We start from the raw sequence: 20,214 nt of genomic DNA on the forward strand, positions 1-20,214 counted from the left end.
GAAGCTAAATATAGCCGCTAACATTCCACCTACAAAGAGCTGGATGGTCCAAAACCAAAACTGTCGGGGGTAATCGGCGCGCGTAATGCTGTTCAGCGTGCCAAAATGGCGCCCTCGCGCAATGCTTAGCCAAGTAAGGGCAACGGTGCTCGCCATGCAAAACAATGCGAAAAAGAGAAAAGGTAACATCGATGTGCCTTCGGTACTCCACCGGCTTATGTTTCCCGACTTACGCAGCCTGTCGCATCATCGTCCGTCAAAGCGCAGCTTGGCACGCCCCTACAGTGTCCGCAATCGGGTCGTAAGGAGCCATGACAACAAGCCAGCCGCCGGCAAAGCCGTCGGCCGGATCGGGCTTCGCCCGTCCGCCGGCCGTGCGGAGCGCTCGCTTCGCGACCGGCGCGGGCGTGGCCGCGCCTGCGCCCAACACAAGAGGGCCGATTCCTTTCGGAACCGACCCTCCGCCCTCATACGCTACGCGAGGGACTGTCCCTCCCGGTACGCTACGCGGGAGAACTCGACATGTTCGGGGTTAGCGGCGGCAGTAGCCGGGGCGGTCCGAGCGATCGATCGCGCGGCCGGCCAGCGCGCCGACACCGGCGCCCAGGATCGTGCCAAGCGTGCGGTCGCCGCGTCCGGCAACGGTATTGCCGAGCAGGCCGCCGGCGATCGCGCCGACGATCGTGCCGCCGTCACCGTCGTTGCACTTGCGATAGCGGTAATTATAGCCGCGATAGCTGCGGTCATAGCCACGGTAGCTTCGGTCGTAGCCGTTATAGCCGTTGTAACCGTTATAACCGCCACGGTTGTACCCGTCGCGATACGACTGGCCATAGGCATAACGCTGCGCCTGGGCCGGGGCGAGCGGGACAATGGCGCCCGCGGTCATCGCGAGCGCGGCGCCAACGAGCGAAAGGTGCTTCAGCATTGGTCTTCTCCGTCTCAAAATTCGTCCTTCGACCGCGATGGGGGCCGGAGCGATTTCCGCGACACCCGCCCGTTGTCGATGAAAGGGTTTTGCCCGATTCGCATTGAGCCAAGGCTGAATGTGCTCGTTATCCGCCGTTCAGGCTGAGAGTGCTTTCGGCGGCGCCAGCCCGCTCCCCCACCCGACCTCCCAGCTAGGCCATTCTATGGGAGGGGGGAGCGGGCCGGTGCCGCAGCCGGTTCAGCTTTGCTGAACCGCACACTATGGAGCGCTGATGCGCCGCCGCTATCGCTATCCCCTGATGATCCTGTTGGCGCTGTTCTGTCAGTGGAGCGGGACGCCCGAGCGGCCGATCTTGGGGGACGTGCCGGACCTGACGGCGACGCCGGTACCGCTCGATCCGACTAACCCCACGCATGCGAAGGTCGGCGCACTCACGTTCATGGGCGGCGTCCGCCTGACCAGTCGCGACCCGGCGTTCGGCGGCTATTCGTCGATGACCATCGACCGCGGCCTGTTCACCTTGTTGAGCGACGGCGGCACGATCGTGCGGTTCCGGCTCGACGACCGCTTCCGGCCCAGCGCGATCGGGTTCGGCGATCTGCCGGCTGGGCCTGGCACCGGCTGGACCAAAGCCGATCGCGACAGCGAATCGATGACGCTTGATCCGGCGACCGGCCAGGTTTGGGTCGGCTATGAGCGGGTCAACCAGATCTGGCGCTATTCGCCGGGGCTGACGCGGCCCGCCAGGATGGTGGCGCCCAGGCCGATGGCCGACTGGTCGGAGAATGGCGGGGCCGAATCGATGGTACGGCTGCACGACGGGCGCTTCCTCGTCATCGCCGAGACCAACCGTCGCTTGCCGAGCCCGGCGCGGAGCGCGTTGATGTTCGACCGCGATCCGACCCTTAAACCGCTCAAGGGATTCGAGTTCGGCTATCTGCCGCCGGCGGGCTACGACCCGTCCGACGCGACGCAATTGCCCGACGGGCGCGTGCTGATCCTCAACCGCAAACTCGCCTTACCCTTCAAATGGAGCGCCGTGCTGACGCTGATCGACCCGCGCCAGATCCGTCCGGGCGTGACGATTCGCGGCCGCGAGATCGCGCGGCTCGCGCCGCCGCTGACGGTCGACAATTTCGAAGGGCTGGCGGTGACGCGCGAAAACGGCGCGACGATGCTCTGGATGGTCAGCGACGACAATCTGCTGTTCCTGCAGCAGACCTTGCTGATGAAGTTCAGGCTGGATTTGTAAGCGGTCCGCGCGTCCTAATTCGCGCTTAACGCCTTCGCCGGGAAGCGTATTAAGACGCATCCGCCAGATACGACTCCGGCCCGCTCTCCGGCGTGGAGAGCGAGCCGGTGGCGATTCGCTTTGCGGTCCGAACGAGCCGGACCGGCGCGATTACGCGGCCTGAGCGGTGCTCAGCTTCTTCTTGACGTCGCGCTTCAGGCGACGGGCGCGCAGCGACAGATCGTCGTCGCTGGTCTTGAGCAGCCAATTGTCGAGACCGCCGACATGCTCGACCGAACGCAGGCCGTGCGTCGACACGCGCAGCTTGACGCTGGTGCCCAGCGCGTCCGACAGCAGGGTCACGTTCTGCAAATTGGGCAGGAACGTCCGCTTGGTCTTGTTGTTGGCGTGGGAAACGTTGTGACCCACCTGCCGGCCCTTGCCGGTCAGCTCGCAAATGCGCGACATCGCTATCAATCCTGAGTTTCGGGCCAAGAATGAACCTGACCCCGGAAAGGTGGCGCCGATAGCGTCTGATGCGCCCGCGGTCAACAGATTCGCTCTTTATCGTGCAACCAGCGCTTGCGAAGCTGCGTTGATTACGCGAACGATTCGATTTTGGGAGACGATAAGATGCGATTCCTCCTCGCCCTGATCGGGCTCGCCGCGCTTGTCCTGATCGCGCTTCTGTCCTTCGGCCTCATCACGATCAACGGCAAGCCGGGATCGCTGCCCACCGTCAAGGTTCAGGGCGGAGAAGCGCCCGAAGTCAGCGCCAATATGGCGACGGTCAATTTCGGTACGGAAAACAAGACGGTAGAAGTGCCGACCGTGACCACCAAGAGCACGACCATCAAGGTGCCGACGATCAGCGTCGACAAGCCCGGCGGGGCGCCGCCGGCCAATGCGTCGGCGCCCAAATAGCGGCCTTGCGACTGCCTCCCCCGATGCGCGCCGCGCTCGATGCGGCCGCTGCCGCCGCGACGATGGGGGAGGTCCCGGTCGGCGCGGCGGTGGTATTGGATGGCCGTGTCATTGCGACCGCCGCCAATGCGCCGCGCACTCGCCATGACCCGACGGCGCATGCCGAGATGCTGGCGATTCGCGCCGCCGCGGAAGCGATCGGCGACGACCGGTTGAGCGATTGCGACCTGTGGGTCACGCTCGAACCCTGCGCGATGTGCGCCGGCGCGATCGCCCATGCCCGGATCGCCCGGCTCTATTACGGCGCACCCGATCCCAAGGGCGGCGCGGTCGAGCACGGTCCGCGCCTGTTCGCGCAGCCGACCGTGCATCACCGGCCCGAAATCTATCCGGGGATCGGCGAGGGCGAAGCGGCAGGGCTGTTGCGCGACTTCTTCGCGTCCCGGCGGTAAATCAGCGAAACTAAATAATCATACTATTACCGGCTGGCTAGTCTTCCTATAGGGCGTCGAAACCCAACGGAGATCCCTCGATGACCCAGCCCCTCCTCACGCTGAACGACGGCAGCACGATTCCGCAGATCGGGCTGGGTACCTATCAGGCGCCGGCGGACGAGACGGCCAAGATGGTCGAGACCGCGATCGGTGTCGGTTATCGCCACATCGATACCGCGATGATCTATCGCAACGAGGCCGGGGTCGGCGACGGAGTGCGCGCGAGCGGGCTGGCGCGCGAGCAACTCTACGTCACCACCAAGGTGTGGAATACCGACCAGGGCTATGACGAGACGCTGGCGGCGTGCGGCGCCAGCCTCGACCGTCTCAAGCTGGATTATGTCGACCTCTATCTCGTCCATTGGCCGGTGCCGGCGCTCGATCTTTATGTCGACAGCTGGCGCGCGCTGGTCCGGCTGCGCCAGGAAGGTCGCGTCCGCGCGATCGGCGTCTCCAATTTCAACGTCGAGCATCTCGACCGTGTCATCGCGGAAACCGGCGTGGTCCCGGTGGTCAACCAGATCGAATGCCACCCGGCTTTCCAGCAAGTGGCGGCACGCGCCGCCAATGCGCAGCGCAACGTCGCCGTCCAGTCCTGGAGCCCGCTCGGCCAGGGCGAATTGCTCGGCGACCCCGTGCTGCAATCGCTGGCGCGCAAACATGAGCGCACGGCCGCCCAGATCATCCTGCGCTGGCACGTCCAGAACGGCCTGATCGTGATCCCCAAGACGATGAACGCGGGGCGGATGCGCGAGAATTTCGAGATATTCGACTTCGCGCTGGACCAGGATGACCTGGCCGCCATCGCCGCGCTCGACCGCGCGGACGGACGGATGGGGCCCGACCCGCTGACCTTCCGTTAGCCGAACCGCGGGGATCGCCCCGCGACGGGCGCCGAGGCTCGCTCTCCTCGACGGCGTAGTCGTCCGGAGGACGAGGCATGTTGCACGATGTTCACGCCCGCGTGTAGGCAGGGCGCAGCATCATGGCATTGCCCTCGTCCCCCGCGCCCTATCCCTGGATAGATGTCGTCATCATCCTCGTGCTCGTCGCGGTCAACGGCGTGTTCGCGATGAGCGAGCTGGCGATCGCCTCGTCGCGCAAGGCGCGGCTCGAGGCGATGGCGCGGACCGGCAGCCGCGGCGCGCGTGCTGCGCTCGATCTGTCGGCGGATCCCGGCAAGTTCCTGTCGACCGTCCAGGTCGGTATCACGCTGATCGCGGTCATTTCGGGCGCCTATTCGGGCGAGGCGCTGGGTGGGCCGACCGCTCTCCGGCTGCAGCATTGGTTCGGCTGGAGTTCGGACTTCGCCGACAAGGCGGGGTTCGCGCTGGTGATCGGTCTCACCACCTTCGTCTCGCTGATCATCGGCGAACTGGTGCCCAAGCAGATCGCTTTGCGCTCGCCCGAGCCGATCGCCGCGGTGATGGCGGGGCCGATGACCTGGCTGGCGCGGATCGCCGCGCCGATCGTCTGGCTGCTCGATTCGACCAGCGCCCTGCTGTTCCGCCTGATCGGCCTGAGCCGCGAGAGCGAGGACCAGGTAACCGCCGAGGAATTGCACCTGATCGTCGCCGAGGCGTCCAAATCGGGGGTGATCGAGGAGCATGAGCGCTCGATCATCTCGGGTGTGGTGCGGCTCGCCGATCGGCCGGTGCGCGAGGTGATGACGCCGCGCACCGAGGTCGACTGGCTCGACATCGGGCTCGACGAGGCGGGCATTCGCGCGAAACTGGCCAGTTCGCCGCATACCCGGCTGCCGGTCGCCGAAGGATCGGTCGATGCGGTGATCGGCGTGGTCCAGGCGCGCGACATCGTCGCGGCGGCGATCCATGGCCAGCCGCTCGACCTCAAGACTTTGATGCGCGCGGCGCCGATCGTGATCGATCAGCTCGACGCGATGGACGCGTTGGTCCGGCTGCGCCGCGCCGAGGTGCCGATGGCGCTGATCCACGACGAATATGGCCATTTCGAAGGCATCGTGACCCCGGCCGACCTGCTCGCGGCGCTCGCCGGCGCCTTCGCCTCGGACACCGATCCGAGCGACAGCCCCGATTTCATTCAGCGCGAGGACGGCAGCTATCTGGTCGCGGGGTCGGCCTCGGCCGATCTCGTCGCGGAAAAGCTCGACCTCGAACTGCCCGACGACCGCGATTATGCGACGGCCGCCGGCCTCGTCCTCGCGGTGTTCAAGCGCTTGCCCGAAGAAGGGGAAAGCATCGTCGAGCAAGGCTGGCGATTCGAAGTGGTCGATCTCGACGGCCGGCGGATCGACAAATTATTGGTGTCGCGGGCGCGCGGCGAGTGATGCCGTCAGCATCGGGCGAGGCCTCGAGCCTCGTCCGATGCTCACCCACCCCTTGATCCCCTTCCTTGCAGGGAGGGGAGGGCGACGCCGACCGGTCGTTATCCCAGCTTGCCGAATTCGGCCTCGTAAGCGGCGGTGTCGCCGGCAGCGAGCAGCTTGGCCTGCTCGATCCAGCGGTCGCGCGCCATGCGGCCAGTGAACGCGCCGAGCTGGATATCGAGCGCGCTCGCCTCGTCGGCGGACAGCGCGGCGAGTTCGTCGACGCGCGTGATGCCGCGTTCGGCGAGCATCGCGGCGACCTTGGGGCCAAGCCCCTTGATCGTGGTGAGCGCCAGCGCCGCGGTGATTTCGGACGGGGCCGCCGGCGCCTCCGGTTCGGACACGGGCTCGGGCTGGGCAGGAGCTGGGGCTGCCGGCTCGGGCTCCGTTGCGGCTGGCGATTCCGGTTCCGCGGCTGGCTCGGAAATGGTTTCAGGTGTGGCGACGGGTTCGGGTTCGGCGACACGCTCGGGCACCGGCTCGGGTGCCAATTCGCGCGCCGCGATCGGCTCCGATGCCGGCGGCTCGGGCGCAGGGGGTGGCGGCGCGACCGGCTCGGACGGCACGGGTGCGGGCTCGGCGTGTGTCGGTTCGGGTTCGGGTTCCGGCTCGGGTTCAGGCGCCGGCTCCGGTTCGGGCTCAGGCCCAGCTTCGGGCTCCGGTTCACGCTCAGGCTCGGGATGCGGCTCCTCGACAGGCAAGGCGCCAGCGGTCTCGATCGGTGGCGGCGGCGGTGCCGGAGGCAGCTCCGCTTCGGCTTCCTCGGCGCGTTCCTCTGCCGCTTCCTCCGCGAGATGGCGTTCGCGCGCCTTCCTCTGACCCCAGATCATTCCCGCGATCACCAGCGCGGCCAGGATGGCGATGATGATCAGGGTGATGACCGTCCAGTTCTGGAAGGCGTAAGCGGCAGCGCCCGGCGGATGGGGAGCGGTCGTGGAATCCATGAAAAACGTATCCCGAACAGCGAAACGCCGGCCACCCTATAAGCGCGGCCGGCGTAACGCCAGTGATCGGCGGATTGATGCGGATCAGCCGCCGCTCGGCTTGCGGCTCCCCGCCATGTCGGCCAGGCGGACGAATTCCTGCCGCCAGGGCCCTTCCGGGCTGCCCGCCAGGCGTTGGATGTCGGCGAAGCTGTAGCTGCCGAGATATTTGTCGCCGCGCAATTTCTGTCCGAACGCGGCGACCGCGGTGACGAACGCCATGTCGCCGCGGGGCGCGGTGGCATCGCGCAGCATCACCGCGGGCACCGGGCGGCTGATCAGCTTCGACGCGCCGCCCTCCGGCAATTTGTAGCGCAATTTGACGAAGCACAGTTCGCTGCCGGTGCCCGCCGGCGCGGTGGCGACGTTGGCGGGATACCGTCGGTCGGGGAGCCATCCGGCGCCCGCCGCGGGCACGACTTCGTACAAGGCCGTCACCTGGTGCCCCGCGCCCATGTCGCCGGCATCGACCGCGTCGTTGTCGAAATCCTCCTCGGCGAGGGCACGGTTCTCATAGCCGATCAGGCGGTATTGCTTGACCGCGGCGGGATTGAATTCGACCTGGACCTTCACGTCCTTGGCGATCGTCACCATGGTCGCGGACAATTCGTCATCGAGCACCTTCTCGGCTTCGCGGTCGCTGTCGATATAGGCGTAATTGCCGTTCCCGACGTCGGCGATATGCTCCATCATCGCGTCGTTGTAATTGCCGTCGCCGAAGCCGAGCGTGGTCAGCGTGATGCCGTCGTCGCGGTTTGACTTGACCATTTCCTCGAGCGCCTTGGTGTCGCTGACCCCGACGTTGAAGTCGCCGTCGGTGGCGAGGAAGATGCGGTTGATCCCGCCCTTGATGAAACTGGCCCGCGCGGTGTCATAGGCGAGCTTGATCCCGGCGCCGCCGGCGGTCGAGCCGCCCGCCTCGAGGCAGGACAGGGCCGCCTTGACGTAGCTCTTGTTGGCGGTGGGCGCGAGAACCAGCCCGGCATTGCCGGCATAGACCACGATCGAGACGCGGTCGTCGGGCCGCAGGCGATCGGCGAGGCGCTCGAGCGCGGCCTTGACCAGTGGCAATTTGTCGGGCTCGTCCATCGACCCCGAGACGTCGACCAGGAAGACAAGATTGGCGCGCGGCCGTTCGTCGGTCGCCACGTCATAGCCGCGCAGGCCGATGCGCAGCAGGCGGGTATCGGGATTCCACGGCGTCGTCGCGACGTCGGTGGTCACGCTGAACGGCTCCGCACTGCTGTCGGGCCGAGGATAGTCGTAGCGGAAATAATTGATCATTTCCTCGGTCCGCACCGCGTCGGCCGGGGGCAGGCTGCCTTGCTTCAGGAAGCGGCGGACATTGGCATAGGCGCCGGTGTCGACATCGACCGAGAAGGTCGAGACGGGCGCGGTCACGACCGACTGGATCGAGGCGACGGGCTTGCCGTCATAGCGCTCGGTATTGCCCGGGCTGCCGTAAGGCGCGTTGGTCGCGATCACCGGCGACATCACCTGCGCGGGCGGCGCGACCATCGGCATCAGCGGTGGCGGCACTGGAGGCGGCGGCGGGGCATAAGCCATGTCGGCGCTGGCGCTGGGCGAAACCTTGGGCGCGTTGAGTGGAGCGCGGCGCCCGGTCGCGACCACGCCGTTATTGGCATAGCCGGCATAATCGGGGCGCTCGACGTTGCGGCATCGTACCGGTGATTCCTCGGGTGGCGGCGGAATTACGGCAGTGCGTTGGACGCCGGTCGGCGCGGCTGCGGTGGAGGCCAGTAGCAGGGCCGACGAACCGATCAGTAAGGCTGTACGTGTCATCCGAACTCTCCCCATTATCTCCCTCGGAGTCGTGCTGCTCCGGCAAGCGGAAGTATCCGGTCGCCTAGATGACTGGCAGATGAATGAAATGATATTCTATATCATTCAACGGCATCGCGTCAGTTCGAACCGGCGAATCACTCCTCGCGCGCGATTTCGCGCCAGCCGATGTCGCGGCGGCAGAAGCCGGTGGGGAAATCGATCGCGTCGACCGCGCGATACGCGGCGGCCTGCGCCGCGCGGACGTCGGCACCGCGCGCGGTCACCGCGAGCACGCGACCGCCCGAAGCGGCCAACCGGCCGTCCACGAGCTTCGTCCCGGCGTGGAAGACCTTGGCGCCGCTCGCCTCGGCCGCGTCGATCCCGTCGATCGTGCCGCCAGTCTCGGGCGTGCCGGGATAACCGTCCGCCGCCATCACCACGGTCAACGCGACGTCGTCGCCGAACACGGGGGCGGGCGCTTCGGCCAGCCGCCCCTCGGCGATCGCCAGCAGCAGCGGCAACAGGTCGCTGTCGAGCCGCATCATCAGCACCTGGCATTCGGGATCGCCGAACCGCGCGTTATATTCGATCAGCTTCGGCCCGTCGGCGGTCAGCATCAGCCCGGCGTAGAGCACGCCCGAATAAGGCATGCCCTCGGCGGCGAGTGAGGCGATGGTGGGAGCCACGATCGCGTCGAGCGCGCGACGTTCGAGCTCGGGCGTCAGCACCGCGGCGGGACTATAGGCGCCCATGCCGCCGGTATTGGGGCCGGTATCGCCGTCGCCGACACGCTTGTGGTCCTGGGCCGAGCCGAACGCGACCATCGCCGTGCCGTCGGTCAGGACGAACAGGCTGGCTTCCTCGCCTTCGAGGAATTCCTCGATCACCGCGCTCGCGCCGGCTTCGGCGAACAGCGCCTCGACCGCGGCATCGGCCTCGGCTGCGGTCATCGCCACCGTCACGCCCTTGCCCGCGGCGAGGCCGTCGGCCTTGACTACCACCGGCGCGCCGAACGCGGCCAGCGCCGCGCGCGCCTCGTCGAGCGAGTGGACCGCGCGATACCCCGCGGTCGGAATGCCGGCGCGGTCGCACAGCGCCTTGGTGAAGCTCTTCGATCCTTCGAGCTGGGCGGGCGCCTTGTCTGGGCCGAACACCGCGATCCCGGCGGCGCGCAGATCGTCCGCGATCCCAGCGACCAGCGGCGCCTCGGGGCCGACCACGACCAGCCCGATCGTCTTCTCACGGCAGAAATTGGCCACCGCCGCGTGATCGGTCACGTCGAGCGCGACCAGTTCGGCGCTCTCGGCGATCCCCGGATTGCCGGGTGCGGCATAGAGTTTCGTGAGCAGCGGCGATTGCGCGAGCTTCCACGCGAGGCCATGTTCGCGTCCACCCGATCCGATCAGCAGGACGTTCATGCCCGACCCTTTTCCAGAAGATTCGCCGCGGCTGGTAGCCGAGGCCATGCCCGGCGACAATTCCGCCGCCGAAAGCGTGTCGGAACTGTCGGGCCGGCTGAAGCGGATGGTTGAGGGCGAATTCGGCCGCGTCCGCCTGCGCGGCGAGATTTCGGGGTGGAAGCGCGCGGCCTCCGGCCATTGCTATCTCAGCCTCAAGGACGATCAGGCGGTCATCGACGGCGTGATGTGGAAAGGGCAGGCGGCATTGTTGCCGTTCGGCGCGCAGGACGGGATCGAGGTGATCGCGAGCGGCAAGCTGACGACCTATCCCGGCCGTTCCAAATATCAGATCGTGATCGATCGCATGGAATTGGCGGGCGAGGGCGCGTTGATGGCGCTGCTCGAGAAATTGAAGGCGCAGCTTGGCGCCGAAGGACTGTTCGATCAGAGCCGCAAGAAGCCGCTGCCGTTCATGCCCCGGGTGATCGGCGTGGTGACGTCGCCGACCGGCGCCGTCATTCGCGACATTCTCCATCGCCTCGCCGACCGCTGCCCGAGCCATGTCGTGCTGTGGCCGGTAAAGGTGCAGGGTGACGGCGCCGCCCGTGACGTCGCCGCCGCGATCCGTGGGTTCGACGCGATCGAGCCGGGCGGCCCGGTGCCGCGTCCCGATCTCGTCATCGTCGCGCGGGGTGGCGGCTCGGTTGAGGATCTCTGGGCGTTCAACGAGGAGATCGTGGTCCGCGCGATTGCCGCTTGCTCGATCCCGTTGATCTCGGCGGTCGGGCACGAGACCGACACCAGCCTGTCCGACCATGCCGCCGATCTGCGCGCGCCGACCCCGACCGCCGCGGCGGAGATCGCGGTGCCGGTGATCGCCGACCTCCGGCTCGGGCTCGATTCGTACCGCCAGCGCGCCGAACGTTGCGCGAGGCGTTACGTCGAGCGCGGGCGCGAGCGGAGCGAGGCGCTGGCGCGATTGCTGCCCAAGCGCGACGCCTTGCTCGGCCCGCAACGCCAGCGCGCCGACGATGCCGGCCTGCGGCTCGACCGCGCGCTCGAACGCCGCCTGACGGTGGCGCGCGGCCAGCTCGACCGCACCGCTGGCGCGTTGCGGCCGGCGATGCTGGCACAGCGTCTGTCGGCGGCACGCGACCGGCTCGATTCGGCGTGGAAACTGGTCGAGGCGCTCAATCCCAGCCACGTGCTCGACCGCGGCTATGCCTGGGTCGAGGCTCGGACCGGCGGCGTGCTGACCAGCGCGGCGGCGGCGCGCAAGGCGGGCGCCCTGATGCTCCATTTTGGCGATGGCGAGGTCGCGGCGCGGGTTGAGGGCGCGGGCGGCAAGGCATATGGTAAGGAAATTCCCCCGAAGGAAACTCCGGACCAGCCGAGTTTGTTGTGACGGGGCGACCTGAACGCTTTTGGATTTTCGAGGATCGCTGAATGCTGATGTCCAACACCGACCGGCCGGCGCGCCTCCACTATATGGCCAATGGTTTCCGCGTGCTGATGCCCGGCGGCCATGTCACCTGCGCGATTTCGGGCGTTCCGATCGCGCTCGACGATCTGCGCTATTGGAGCGTTGCGCGGCAGGAAGCCTATGCCAGCGCCGAACTGGCGCTCGAGGCCGAAGGGCGGAAGTGAGGCGCGCGCGGCGCTGGGCCTTCGGCCTCGCCGCGCTGGTCGCGCTCGCTAGCTGCATCCCGTCGGATGCGGCATCGCCGCCACAATCCAAATCCGCGCCGATCGCCGTCGCGACGTCGCCGCCACCGGCGCCACGCATGTCGACAGCCCCGCTTGGCGATTTCAGCTTCAGCGGCACCATGAGCCAAGGCGGGCTGGTGATCGGGACCGCCCCGGCCGCCGACGCGCGTGTCCGCCTCGACGGCGACGAGGTGCCGGTGGCGCCCGACGGGCGCTTCGTCATCGCCTTCGACCGCGACGCCGGCCCGGTGGCGACGGTGACCGCGACGCTCGACGACGGGCGAATAGTGTCGCGCACGCTGACCATCAGCCCGCGGCAATGGAACATCTCGCGGCTGTCGACCCTGCCCAAATATCCGGTGCCGATGCCCGAATTCGAGAAGATACGTCCCGGCGAGATCGAGCAGATCAACGCCGCGCGGCGCCAGGACACCGGCTCGGCCGGCTGGCGCCAGGCGTTCCGGTGGCCGGCGACCGGGCGCATCTCGACCCTGTTCGGATCGCAGCGCATCTATCGCAACGGAGAGGCCGGGTCGTATCATTCGGGCACCGACATCGCGGTGCCGCAAGGCACGCCGGTACTGGCGCCGGCCGACGGTGTGGTGATCCTGGCGTCCGATCATCCCTTCCTGCTCGAAGGCAACCTGCTGATGATCGACCACGGCATGGGGCTGAACAGCGCGCTGATGCACCTGTCGCGGATCGTGGTGACGCCCGGCCAGGCGGTCAAACGCGGGCAAATCGTCGCCTATTCGGGGGCGACCGGCCGCGTCACCGGGGCGCATCTCCATTGGAGCCTGCGCTGGCGCAACGCCAAGATCGACCCCTTGCTGGTCGCGGGACCGATGCCGGGCCGCTGACACGCCGCCGTACTGCCTTACTATGATAAGACACTAATACTGCCCCTTTGTGGCAAGGGCGCTACGCCCTGATTCCAAAACGCGTTTCGCATCTTTTTGGAGATTTACACGGGCCGATCCGGGCCTATCCCCTCGATCGTCGACCGGTGCTGGAGGGCTTGCGGTCACAACCTATGGGGATCGATCCTGCGGCGGATAGGGCGCTTGCGGGCCCGCTCCCCTGTTACCTGGGGATTTCTGAAACATGGCTTTTTTTCCATCCGCGCACAGGATTCGTCTCCTCGCGACCGCGGCGCCGCTCGGCTTCATGCTCGCGGCGTCACCCGCCTTCGCGCAGGAAACGCCGCCGGCACCGGCCACGGCGCCGGCGGACGACACCGGGACGGACGCCCAGCAGCCGGAAATCGTCGTCACCGGTACGTTGTTCCGCAGTGCCACGACGACCGCGTTGCCGGTCACGGTGCTGACCTCCGACAACCTCAACAAGGCCGGCATCACCAACATCACCGATGCCGTGCGCTCCATTTCAGCCGACGGTGCCGGGTCGATCGGTAACGGTTTCACCAGCGGCTTCTCGGCGGGCGGTGCGGCAATCTCGTTGCGCAACGTCGGCGTGTCGTCGACCGTGGTGCTGATCGACGGGCTGCGCTCCGCGAACTTCCCGCTGAACGACGACGGTCACAATGCCTATGTCGACCTCAACAGCATTCCGATGGTCAACCTCCAGCAGATTCAGGTGCTGAAGGACGGCGCGTCGTCGCTTTATGGCGCGGATGCGATCGGCGGCGTCGTGAACATCATCACGCGCAAGCACATCAAGGGAATCGAGGGCGGTATCGAAGGCGGCGTTTCGGAAAAAGGCGACGGCCAGAAATATCGCGCGCACCTGCTCGTCGGGATCGGCGATTACCAGAGCCAGGGATACAATTTCTATATCGGCGGCGAATACGAATATGGCGGCCGGATCGACGCGGCGTCGCGCGGTTTTCCGTTCAACACGCTCGATCTTCGCGCGATGGGCGGCGCGGACAACAACCGCGCCGACGATACGCTGACGACCCCGACGACCAACGCGGTGGTCACGCGGACGCACCAGACCGATCTCAACAATCCGCTGGCGGGTTCAGTCACCAACGCCACGACGCCGGCCGTCTACACCTCGCTGACGCCGCTCGCCAACTGCCCTTATGGGACGTTTTCCGAAAACACCGGGTCGCGCGTGGGTACGGCGTGCGCGCACGATCTCACCAAGGAATATGCGCAGATTCTGCCGTTGCAGGAGCGTTACGGCGGCGTCGCCCGGGCGAGCTTCCGCCTCGGCAGCGTCGACGCCTATTTGATGGGCAGCTATTTCAACAATCGCGTCAACATCATCCGCCCGCCGGTCGGCATTCGCCAGACGCAGGCGTTTGGCGGCAATCCCGCCACCGCGACCAGCAATCCCGGCATCGTGTTGCCGGTCTATATCTGTTCGTCCGGCGTGAACTGCGCGACGGCGGCCGACCGGCAGTTGAATCCGAACAATCCCTATGCCGCCGCTTATGCCGCCGACCCGGCCAATGGAGCGGCGCGAATCTATTATCTGTTCGGTGACATCAAGTCGGGCAGCAACCGTATCAACCAGGTCTATCGCGTATCGGGTGGCTTGAACGGCACGTTCGCCGGTGGCTGGGATTGGAACGTCGAGGCAGCCTATTCGCGCGACAATCTGAGCTACACCCTCTTCGGTTTCCCGAACCTGGCGGGACTGGTCAAGGCGATCAACACCGGCTCCTACAATTTCGTCAATCCCAGCCTGAACAGTCAGGCGGTGCGTGACGCGGTGGCGCCGGCGATCACGGCGCGGTCGCGGTCGGCCGAAGCGACGCTGGACGCGTCGATCAGCCGCAGTCTGTTCAAGCTGCCCGGCGGCGACCTCAAGCTCGCGGTCGGCGGCCAGTTCCGTCGCGAGACGCTGACCAATAACAGCCTCAACCCGAATCTCGACGTGCCCGGCCTGTCGACGGCCCAGGCCTATGGCGCGCGGTCGGTGGTTGCCGGTTTCTTCGAAATCGACGCCCCGGTGTTCGACTCGCTCGACCTTAAGGCGTCGGGCCGGTACGACCATTATTCCACCGGAATCGGTCACTTCTCGCCCAAGTTCACCGCCAAGTTCGAGCCGATCAAGGGGTTCTCGCTGCGGGGCAGCTATTCCGAGGGCTTCCGGGCGCCGACCTTCGCCGAATCCGACTCGCGCAGCTCGTATTCGGGTTTCGTCGGCTACACGCCCAATGCCGCGTTCATCGCCGCCCACCCGAATAACGGCGCTTACACCGTCGCCTACAGCCTGGGCCGCGGTTATGTCGGCAACCCGGACATCAAGCCCGAAACGTCGCGCAGCTTCACGCTCGGCGCGATCGTCGACCCGGTACCGTGGCTGACCTTCACGGCCGATTATTTCAATATCAAGAAGTCGAACCTGATCGTCACCGGGCCGAAGACCTCCGATGCGATCAACGCTTATTATTCGGTCGCTTCGCAGACCTTCGCCTCGGCTTCCGCGGCGGCGGCCGCCGGCTGCGCCAAGGTCGCGGCCGTCGGTGCGGGCTATTCGTGCAATGTGATCGACGGGGCGGATCCGTTCTCGCCCAACGCGCTGCCGCGTCTCCTCGTCGTGAACGCGCCGTACGTGAACGCGAATTACTCCGTCATCGCCGGTCTCGAATTCGGCTTCGATGCGAAGATTCCGATCAGCTCGGATGTGCGCCTCGAGAGCCGGCTCGATATGCAGGAGACGCTGAAGTACAATCTGTATCCGCAAGGCGGCGCGGTGCAGCGCTACGCCGGGACGGTGGGTCCGGAGGACCTGTCGTCGGGCGGCGGCACGCCGCGCTGGCGCGGGACCTGGCAGAATACGCTGGTGTCCGGGCCGTTCGCGCTGACCGCCACGACCTATTACGTCGGTCGGATCAAGGCGGTTGCCGCCGATCAGGCGTCGTCGGTCAAGGGCGACATCTCGTGCAACGCGGCGATCTACAGCAAGACCTTCTGCTACGTGCACAGCTTCATCTACACCGACGTCAATCTGACGGTGACGGTGAACGACAAGTTCCAGTTCTTCACGAACGTGGGCAACGTCACCAATGCGCGTGCGCCGGCCTTCCCGAATCAGGCCTATACCTCGCAGCCGAACTATCTGGCGTCGTGGCACATGGCCGGCCTCATCGGACGTACGTTCCGTGCGGGGGCCAATTTCAAGTTCTGACCGCAATCATCCCGGCGGCGGGTTCGCCCGTCGCCGGGCATGAATAACGATCGCTCACAAATTCTGTCCCCGGCGCACGATAATTTCGGGCCGTCCCGGCTGTTGTGGCTTTTTGGCTACAGGCGTTGCCAAAACTCCGGTTTCTTCCTGAATGCCGCCTTTACAGGTGGCGGGGCGCGCTTCATCCCTCCCTCCCATGCCTCTTGGGCGCAGTGCGTCCAAAGGGGTGGCATCGCCCGGATGACCGTGAAATCGCGGCGTCGGGTCAAGCGAGGGAAACATACGTGATCAATCACTCCATCTTCACGCGCTCGTTGCGTGACAGCACGGCGCTGCGCGCGCTGACGCTGTTGGGCGCCGGCGCCGCTGCGTCGATGACGTTCGTTGCGCCTGCCATGGCGCAGGAAACGCCGACCCCGGCTCCGACGACGTCGACCACGACGCCGCCGACCACCACCAGCGACGATCAGACCGCCAGCGCGGGCAACGAGATCGTCATCACCGGTACCCTGTTCAAGGGCGCCAACGACACCCCGTCGCCAGTCACCACCATCACCACCGAGAACCTCGACAAGCGCGGCGTCTCGACCATCCAGGACGCGCTGCAGACGCTCGCGTCGAACAACGGCCCGGCGCTGACCAACTCGTTCACCGCGAACGGCGCGTTCGCCGGCGGTGCGTCGGCGGTCTCGCTGCGCGGCCTGTCGACCAACTCGACCCTGGTGCTGTTCGACGGCCTGCGTGCGGCTTACTATCCGCTCGCCGACGACGGTTCGCGTAACTTCGTCGACCTCAACACCATTCCGGACGACATCGTCGACCGTATCGAAGTGCTGCGCGACGGCGCTTCGTCGACCTACGGCGCGGACGCGATCGCGGGCGTGGTCAACATCATCACCAAGCGCTCGGTCAAGGGCCTGATGGGCCGCGCCGAAGGCGGCATCTCGGAGCGCGGCGACGCGGGCCAGTATCGCCTGACCCTGACCGCCGGCGTGGGCGACCTCGATGAGCAGGGCTTCAACGCCTATATCAGCGGGTTCTACTACAAGCAGAACATCCTCTATAACCGCGACCGCGGGTTCCCGTACAACACCGACGACCATCGCACGCTGTGCTACCAGGGCAATTGCGGCCCGAACACGGTGGTCAACGGAACGCAGGCGGACGGCCTGCTCCACGGTCAGAGCACCGCGGGCAGCTTCGAGGTTCGTCCGTATGACGCGACCAACACGACCGCCCAGGGCAACTGGCAGCTGCTCAACCCGAACTGCGGTCCGGGCTCGCTCTACACGCTGACGGCCGCCGATCGCGCCTATCGTGACGCGAACGGCAACGCCATCAACGCGACGGCGCCGAACCAGATCTGCCAGGTCGACTATACCAACGCCTATGGCGTGATCTCGCCGAACGTCGAGCGTTTCGGCGTGTCGGGCCGCGTCACCGCGAAGATCAGCAACACGATCGAGGCTTATGCGGAAGTCAACTTCCTGCAGAGCCAGGTTTCGTACACCGGCTCGCCGGCGACCGTGTACGGCACCGCCAACACGGGCATCGACTATCCGCGCTTCAGCACCTCGAGCGCGACCGTGCCGCCGAACGCGGTCGGCTCGTTCATCCTGAACCTGCCGGTCTACGTCTGCCCCGAGCGCGTGAACTGCGCGACGTCGCCGAACCGCACCCTCAACCCGAACAATCCGTTCGCGGCGCAGGGCCAGGTCGCGCGCCTGATCGGCCGCGATCTGTCGCAGGTCACGTCGAACATGACCCGCAACAAGGCCTATCGCATCGCGCTGGGCTTCAAGGGCGACCTGTTCGAAGGCTGGACGTTCAACGTCGACGCAACCGCGATGCACGACGACCTGCTGCGTCGCACCGACGGCTATGTCTACATCCAGCATCTGCTCGATGTGATCGCCGACGGCTCGTACAACTTCAAGAATCCGTCGGCCACGCCGCAGTCGGTGCTCGACTATCTGACGCCCGTGAACAACGCCACGGCCACGTCGGATCAGTACCAGTTGCAAGCCAGCGTCGCGGGCAAGCTCGCAGAATTGCCGGGCGGCAATCTGCAGCTCGGTTTTGGTGGGTCGATCCGCTACGAAGCGGTCAACGCGCCGAGCGGCAACCCGGACTATAACGGCCCGACCCAGCGCTTCTTCACGCTGAACGCCTTCGGTACCGTCGGTCACCGTTACATCACCTCGGGCTTCGCCGAGTTGGATGCTCCGATCCTCGACATTCTCGACATCAACGCCTCGGGCCGGTACGACCGGTATTCCTCGGGTCAGGATGCGTTCTCGCCGAAGATCGGGTTCAAGCTGAAGCCGGTTCGCCAGCTGACGCTGCGTGGTACCTACTCGAAGGGGTTCCGTATCCCGTCGTTCGGCGAAGCCAACGCGCTGCCGACCACCGGCTACGTGACCAACAACTCGTCGCTGTTCAACGACGCGTATTTGGCGCAATACGGGTGCACCGTCGCGACCTTCAACAACTGTCCGACCTACATCCGGTCGGGTTCCTATGGTCAGACCACTCTGGCCAGCCCGAACCTGAAGCCTGAGAAGTCGCGCAGCTTCACCGGCGGCATCAAGCTGAATCCGGTGAAGAACGTCGAGATCACGGTCGATTACTACAATATCAAGAAGACCGGAGCGATCACGGCGCCGTCGAATTCGCCGGCGCTGCTCGCGTACTACGAGGGTCAGCCGATCCCGGCCGGCTACAACGTGGTCGCGGACGCGCCCGACCCCAACTTCCCGTTGGCCAAGCCGCGCGTCGCGTTCGTTCAGGCTCAGCTGATCAACGCCAACACGGTCAAGGCCGAAGGTCTCGACTTCTCGGCCGACGCGAACTTCGATTTCGGTGCGGTGCGGTGGAGCACCAGTGCCGATGCGAGCGTCATCCTCAATCTGTCGACCGAATTCCCGGATGGCCATACCGAGCGCTATGACGGCACGCTGGGCAACTTCAACCTGACCGCCGGGTCGGGTACTCCGAAGTGGCACGGCAGCTGGCAGAACTCGCTCGACTTCGGCAAGATCTCGGTGACCGGCACGGCTAACTACTTCGGTGGTTACGACCTGTCGGCGACCGACCAGGGCACCGGGTACAAGGACTGCGGTCTGAGCGACGGGTCGGTTCCCTGCCGCGTGAAGGCGCTGATAACCTTCGACCTGAACGCCCAGTTCAAGCCGACGGACAAGTTCACGTTCTACATCAACGCGATCAACCTGTTCGACAAGATGCCGCCGATCGATCCGGTCACCTACGGCGCGAACTACTACAACCCGGTCCAGGGTGGCACCGCCATCTATGGCCGCATGTTCAAGGCCGGCGCGAAGTTCGCTTTCTAAGCCAGCCGAGAATATTTCATCTGTGGGCCGCTCCTTCGGGAGCGGCCTTTTTTTGTCTTGGCCGACGGGTCGGGGCGGCCCTCCCGAGGCCGGGGAACGACCGTGGCCAATTTGCTACAGCCGGAATGAAACCCGACGGCATTGATCTAACCCGACTTTACAGCCGCATGCGCTCGCCTCATTGAGCCGGCATCGGCCTCGAACGTACCTGGGAGGGTGGTTCGCAGGGGCTTGGCAGCGCTCGCACCGCAAGGGGGAACGGACGGGCCAGGCAAAGGGACGTTCACGTGATTACCAATTCGACTGTTTCGCGCTCGCTCCGCGGAAGCTCGGCGCTGCGCGCGCTGATGCTGTGCGGCGCCGGCGCGTCGGCGGCGTTGTTCGCCGCGTCTGCCTTCGCCCAACAAACCCCGGCCCCGGCGCCGGCAACCTCCGACCAGACGGCGCCCGCGCCTCAGGACGACCAGGCCGCCAGCGGCGGCGACATCGTCGTCACCGGCACGCTCCTGCGCAACTCGGCGACCGCCACCGCCGCGCCGCTGACCACCCTGAGCTCGGAAGATCTCGCCAAGCGCGGCATCAATACCGTCTCCGACGCGATCAACTCGATCGCCGCCAACAACGCCGGCTCGATGAACAAGAGCTGGAACAGCTTCAACTTCGCGACCGGCGCGACCGCCGTGTCGTTGCGCGGTCTGACCACCGGCAACACGCTGACCCTGTTCGACGGCCTGCGCAGTGCGCCCTATCCGCTGGCGGATGACGGTCACCGCAACTTCGTCGACCTCAACACCATCCCGGCCGGCATCATCGACCGTATCGAAGTGCTGCAGGACGGCGCCTCGTCGACCTACGGCGCCGACGCCGTGGCGGGCGTGGTCAACGTCATCGTCAAGAAGGAAATCACCGGCATCCATCTCGACGGGTCGGCCGGCATTTCGGAATATGGCGATGC

At 66.1% G+C, this 20,214-nt stretch carries 16 protein-coding genes; 11 read left to right on the forward strand and 5 right to left on the reverse strand.

Going from position 1 to position 20,214, the window contains the following annotated elements; genetic code table 11:
* Positions 1-532: 532 nt before the first annotated feature.
* Positions 533-928, reverse strand: coding sequence for a glycine zipper 2TM domain-containing protein (locus ACTHJR_RS07955; protein WP_440522591.1), 396 nt, complete (start codon positions 926-928; stop codon positions 533-535).
* A gap of 274 nt (positions 929-1,202) precedes the next feature.
* On the opposite strand from ACTHJR_RS07955, the gene ACTHJR_RS07960 reads away from it, so the two are divergent.
* The gene (locus tag ACTHJR_RS07960) at positions 1,203-2,183 is read left to right on the forward strand and encodes an esterase-like activity of phytase family protein (protein ID WP_440522592.1); all 981 of its coding nucleotides are present in this window, start codon (positions 1,203-1,205) and stop codon (positions 2,181-2,183) included.
* A 150-nt stretch (positions 2,184-2,333) separates the two neighbouring features.
* Here the strand turns inward: ACTHJR_RS07960 and rpmB are convergent, their stop codons facing one another.
* Positions 2,334-2,630, reverse strand: a complete 297-nt coding sequence (rpmB, locus tag ACTHJR_RS07965; RefSeq protein WP_440522593.1) for a 50S ribosomal protein L28 — start codon at positions 2,628-2,630, stop codon at positions 2,334-2,336.
* A 165-nt stretch (positions 2,631-2,795) separates the two neighbouring features.
* On the opposite strand from rpmB, the gene ACTHJR_RS07970 reads away from it, so the two are divergent.
* From ACTHJR_RS07970 to ACTHJR_RS07985, 4 genes are all read left to right on the forward strand, one after another.
* Positions 2,796-3,086, forward strand: coding sequence for a hypothetical protein (locus ACTHJR_RS07970; protein WP_440522594.1), 291 nt, complete (start codon positions 2,796-2,798; stop codon positions 3,084-3,086).
* A gap of 23 nt (positions 3,087-3,109) precedes the next feature.
* Entirely contained in the window at positions 3,110-3,538 is a 429-nt protein-coding gene (locus tag ACTHJR_RS07975) for a nucleoside deaminase (RefSeq protein WP_440522595.1), read from the forward strand.
* Between the two features lie 80 nt (positions 3,539-3,618).
* On the forward strand, positions 3,619-4,443 hold the full coding sequence (locus tag ACTHJR_RS07980) for an aldo/keto reductase (RefSeq protein WP_440522596.1): 825 nt from the start codon (positions 3,619-3,621) through the stop codon (positions 4,441-4,443).
* 122 nt (positions 4,444-4,565) lie between these two features.
* Positions 4,566-5,888 carry a hemolysin family protein gene (locus ACTHJR_RS07985; RefSeq protein WP_440522597.1) on the forward strand — a complete coding sequence of 441 codons (1,323 nt, stop codon included), beginning with the start codon at positions 4,566-4,568 and terminating at the stop codon, positions 5,886-5,888.
* Between the two features lie 98 nt (positions 5,889-5,986).
* Here the strand turns inward: ACTHJR_RS07985 and ACTHJR_RS07990 are convergent, their stop codons facing one another.
* From ACTHJR_RS07990 to purD, 3 genes are all read right to left on the reverse strand, one after another.
* Entirely contained in the window at positions 5,987-6,871 is an 885-nt protein-coding gene (locus ACTHJR_RS07990) for a hypothetical protein (RefSeq protein ID WP_440522598.1), read from the reverse strand.
* Positions 6,872-6,955: 84 nt separating this feature from the next.
* Positions 6,956-8,713 carry a vWA domain-containing protein gene (locus ACTHJR_RS07995; protein WP_440522599.1) on the reverse strand — a complete coding sequence of 586 codons (1,758 nt, stop codon included), beginning with the start codon at positions 8,711-8,713 and terminating at the stop codon, positions 6,956-6,958.
* A gap of 137 nt (positions 8,714-8,850) precedes the next feature.
* On the reverse strand, positions 8,851-10,113 hold the full coding sequence (purD, locus tag ACTHJR_RS08000) for a phosphoribosylamine--glycine ligase (RefSeq protein ID WP_440522600.1): 1,263 nt from the start codon (positions 10,111-10,113) through the stop codon (positions 8,851-8,853).
* Here purD and xseA point away from each other — a divergent pair.
* The 6 genes from xseA to ACTHJR_RS08030 all read left to right on the forward strand — a co-directional run.
* Positions 10,112-11,500, forward strand: coding sequence for an exodeoxyribonuclease VII large subunit (gene xseA / locus ACTHJR_RS08005; RefSeq protein ID WP_440522601.1), 1,389 nt, complete (start codon positions 10,112-10,114; stop codon positions 11,498-11,500). The two genes, purD and xseA, sit on opposite strands and share 2 nt — an antisense overlap.
* 41 nt (positions 11,501-11,541) lie before the next feature.
* Positions 11,542-11,742 (forward strand): DUF2093 domain-containing protein, encoded by a 201-nt coding sequence (locus ACTHJR_RS08010; RefSeq protein ID WP_440522602.1) that lies wholly within the window; start codon positions 11,542-11,544, stop codon positions 11,740-11,742.
* Positions 11,743-11,879: 137 nt separating this feature from the next.
* Positions 11,880-12,662: a peptidoglycan DD-metalloendopeptidase family protein gene (locus ACTHJR_RS08015; protein WP_440522603.1), complete on the forward strand. Its 783-nt coding sequence runs from the start codon at positions 11,880-11,882 to the stop codon at positions 12,660-12,662.
* A 244-nt stretch (positions 12,663-12,906) separates the two neighbouring features.
* A complete protein-coding gene (locus ACTHJR_RS08020) occupies positions 12,907-15,906 on the forward strand; it encodes a TonB-dependent receptor domain-containing protein (protein ID WP_440522604.1) in 3,000 nt (999 codons plus the stop codon).
* Between the two features lie 374 nt (positions 15,907-16,280).
* The gene (locus tag ACTHJR_RS08025) at positions 16,281-19,259 is read left to right on the forward strand and encodes a TonB-dependent receptor domain-containing protein (RefSeq protein ID WP_440522606.1); all 2,979 of its coding nucleotides are present in this window, start codon (positions 16,281-16,283) and stop codon (positions 19,257-19,259) included.
* Between the two features lie 287 nt (positions 19,260-19,546).
* A partial coding sequence (locus ACTHJR_RS08030; protein WP_440522605.1) for a TonB-dependent receptor plug domain-containing protein occupies positions 19,547-20,214 on the forward strand: 668 nt, incomplete at its 3' end.

It is taken from the genome of Sphingomonas sp., assembly GCF_051962185.1.
Classification (GTDB): Bacteria; Pseudomonadota; Alphaproteobacteria; order Sphingomonadales; family Sphingomonadaceae; genus Sphingomonas.

Coding starts and splice junctions, on each gene's coding strand:
- ACTHJR_RS07955 (WP_440522591.1), bottom strand. CDS start 928: ATGCTGAAGCACCTTTCGCTCGTTGGCGCCGCGCTCGCGATGACCGCG.
- ACTHJR_RS07960 (WP_440522592.1), top strand. CDS start 1,203: ATGCGCCGCCGCTATCGCTATCCCCTGATGATCCTGTTGGCGCTGTTC.
- rpmB (WP_440522593.1), bottom strand. CDS start 2,630: ATGTCGCGCATTTGCGAGCTGACCGGCAAGGGCCGGCAGGTGGGTCAC.
- ACTHJR_RS07970 (WP_440522594.1), top strand. CDS start 2,796: ATGCGATTCCTCCTCGCCCTGATCGGGCTCGCCGCGCTTGTCCTGATC.
- ACTHJR_RS07975 (WP_440522595.1), top strand. CDS start 3,110: ATGCGCGCCGCGCTCGATGCGGCCGCTGCCGCCGCGACGATGGGGGAG.
- ACTHJR_RS07980 (WP_440522596.1), top strand. CDS start 3,619: ATGACCCAGCCCCTCCTCACGCTGAACGACGGCAGCACGATTCCGCAG.
- ACTHJR_RS07985 (WP_440522597.1), top strand. CDS start 4,566: ATGGCATTGCCCTCGTCCCCCGCGCCCTATCCCTGGATAGATGTCGTC.
- ACTHJR_RS07990 (WP_440522598.1), bottom strand. CDS start 6,871: ATGGATTCCACGACCGCTCCCCATCCGCCGGGCGCTGCCGCTTACGCC.
- ACTHJR_RS07995 (WP_440522599.1), bottom strand. CDS start 8,713: ATGACACGTACAGCCTTACTGATCGGTTCGTCGGCCCTGCTACTGGCC.
- xseA (WP_440522601.1), top strand. CDS start 10,112: ATGCCCGACCCTTTTCCAGAAGATTCGCCGCGGCTGGTAGCCGAGGCC.
- purD (WP_440522600.1), bottom strand. CDS start 10,113: ATGAACGTCCTGCTGATCGGATCGGGTGGACGCGAACATGGCCTCGCG.
- ACTHJR_RS08010 (WP_440522602.1), top strand. CDS start 11,542: ATGCTGATGTCCAACACCGACCGGCCGGCGCGCCTCCACTATATGGCC.
- ACTHJR_RS08015 (WP_440522603.1), top strand. CDS start 11,880: ATGTCGACAGCCCCGCTTGGCGATTTCAGCTTCAGCGGCACCATGAGC.
- ACTHJR_RS08020 (WP_440522604.1), top strand. CDS start 12,907: ATGGCTTTTTTTCCATCCGCGCACAGGATTCGTCTCCTCGCGACCGCG.
- ACTHJR_RS08025 (WP_440522606.1), top strand. CDS start 16,281: ATGACGTTCGTTGCGCCTGCCATGGCGCAGGAAACGCCGACCCCGGCT.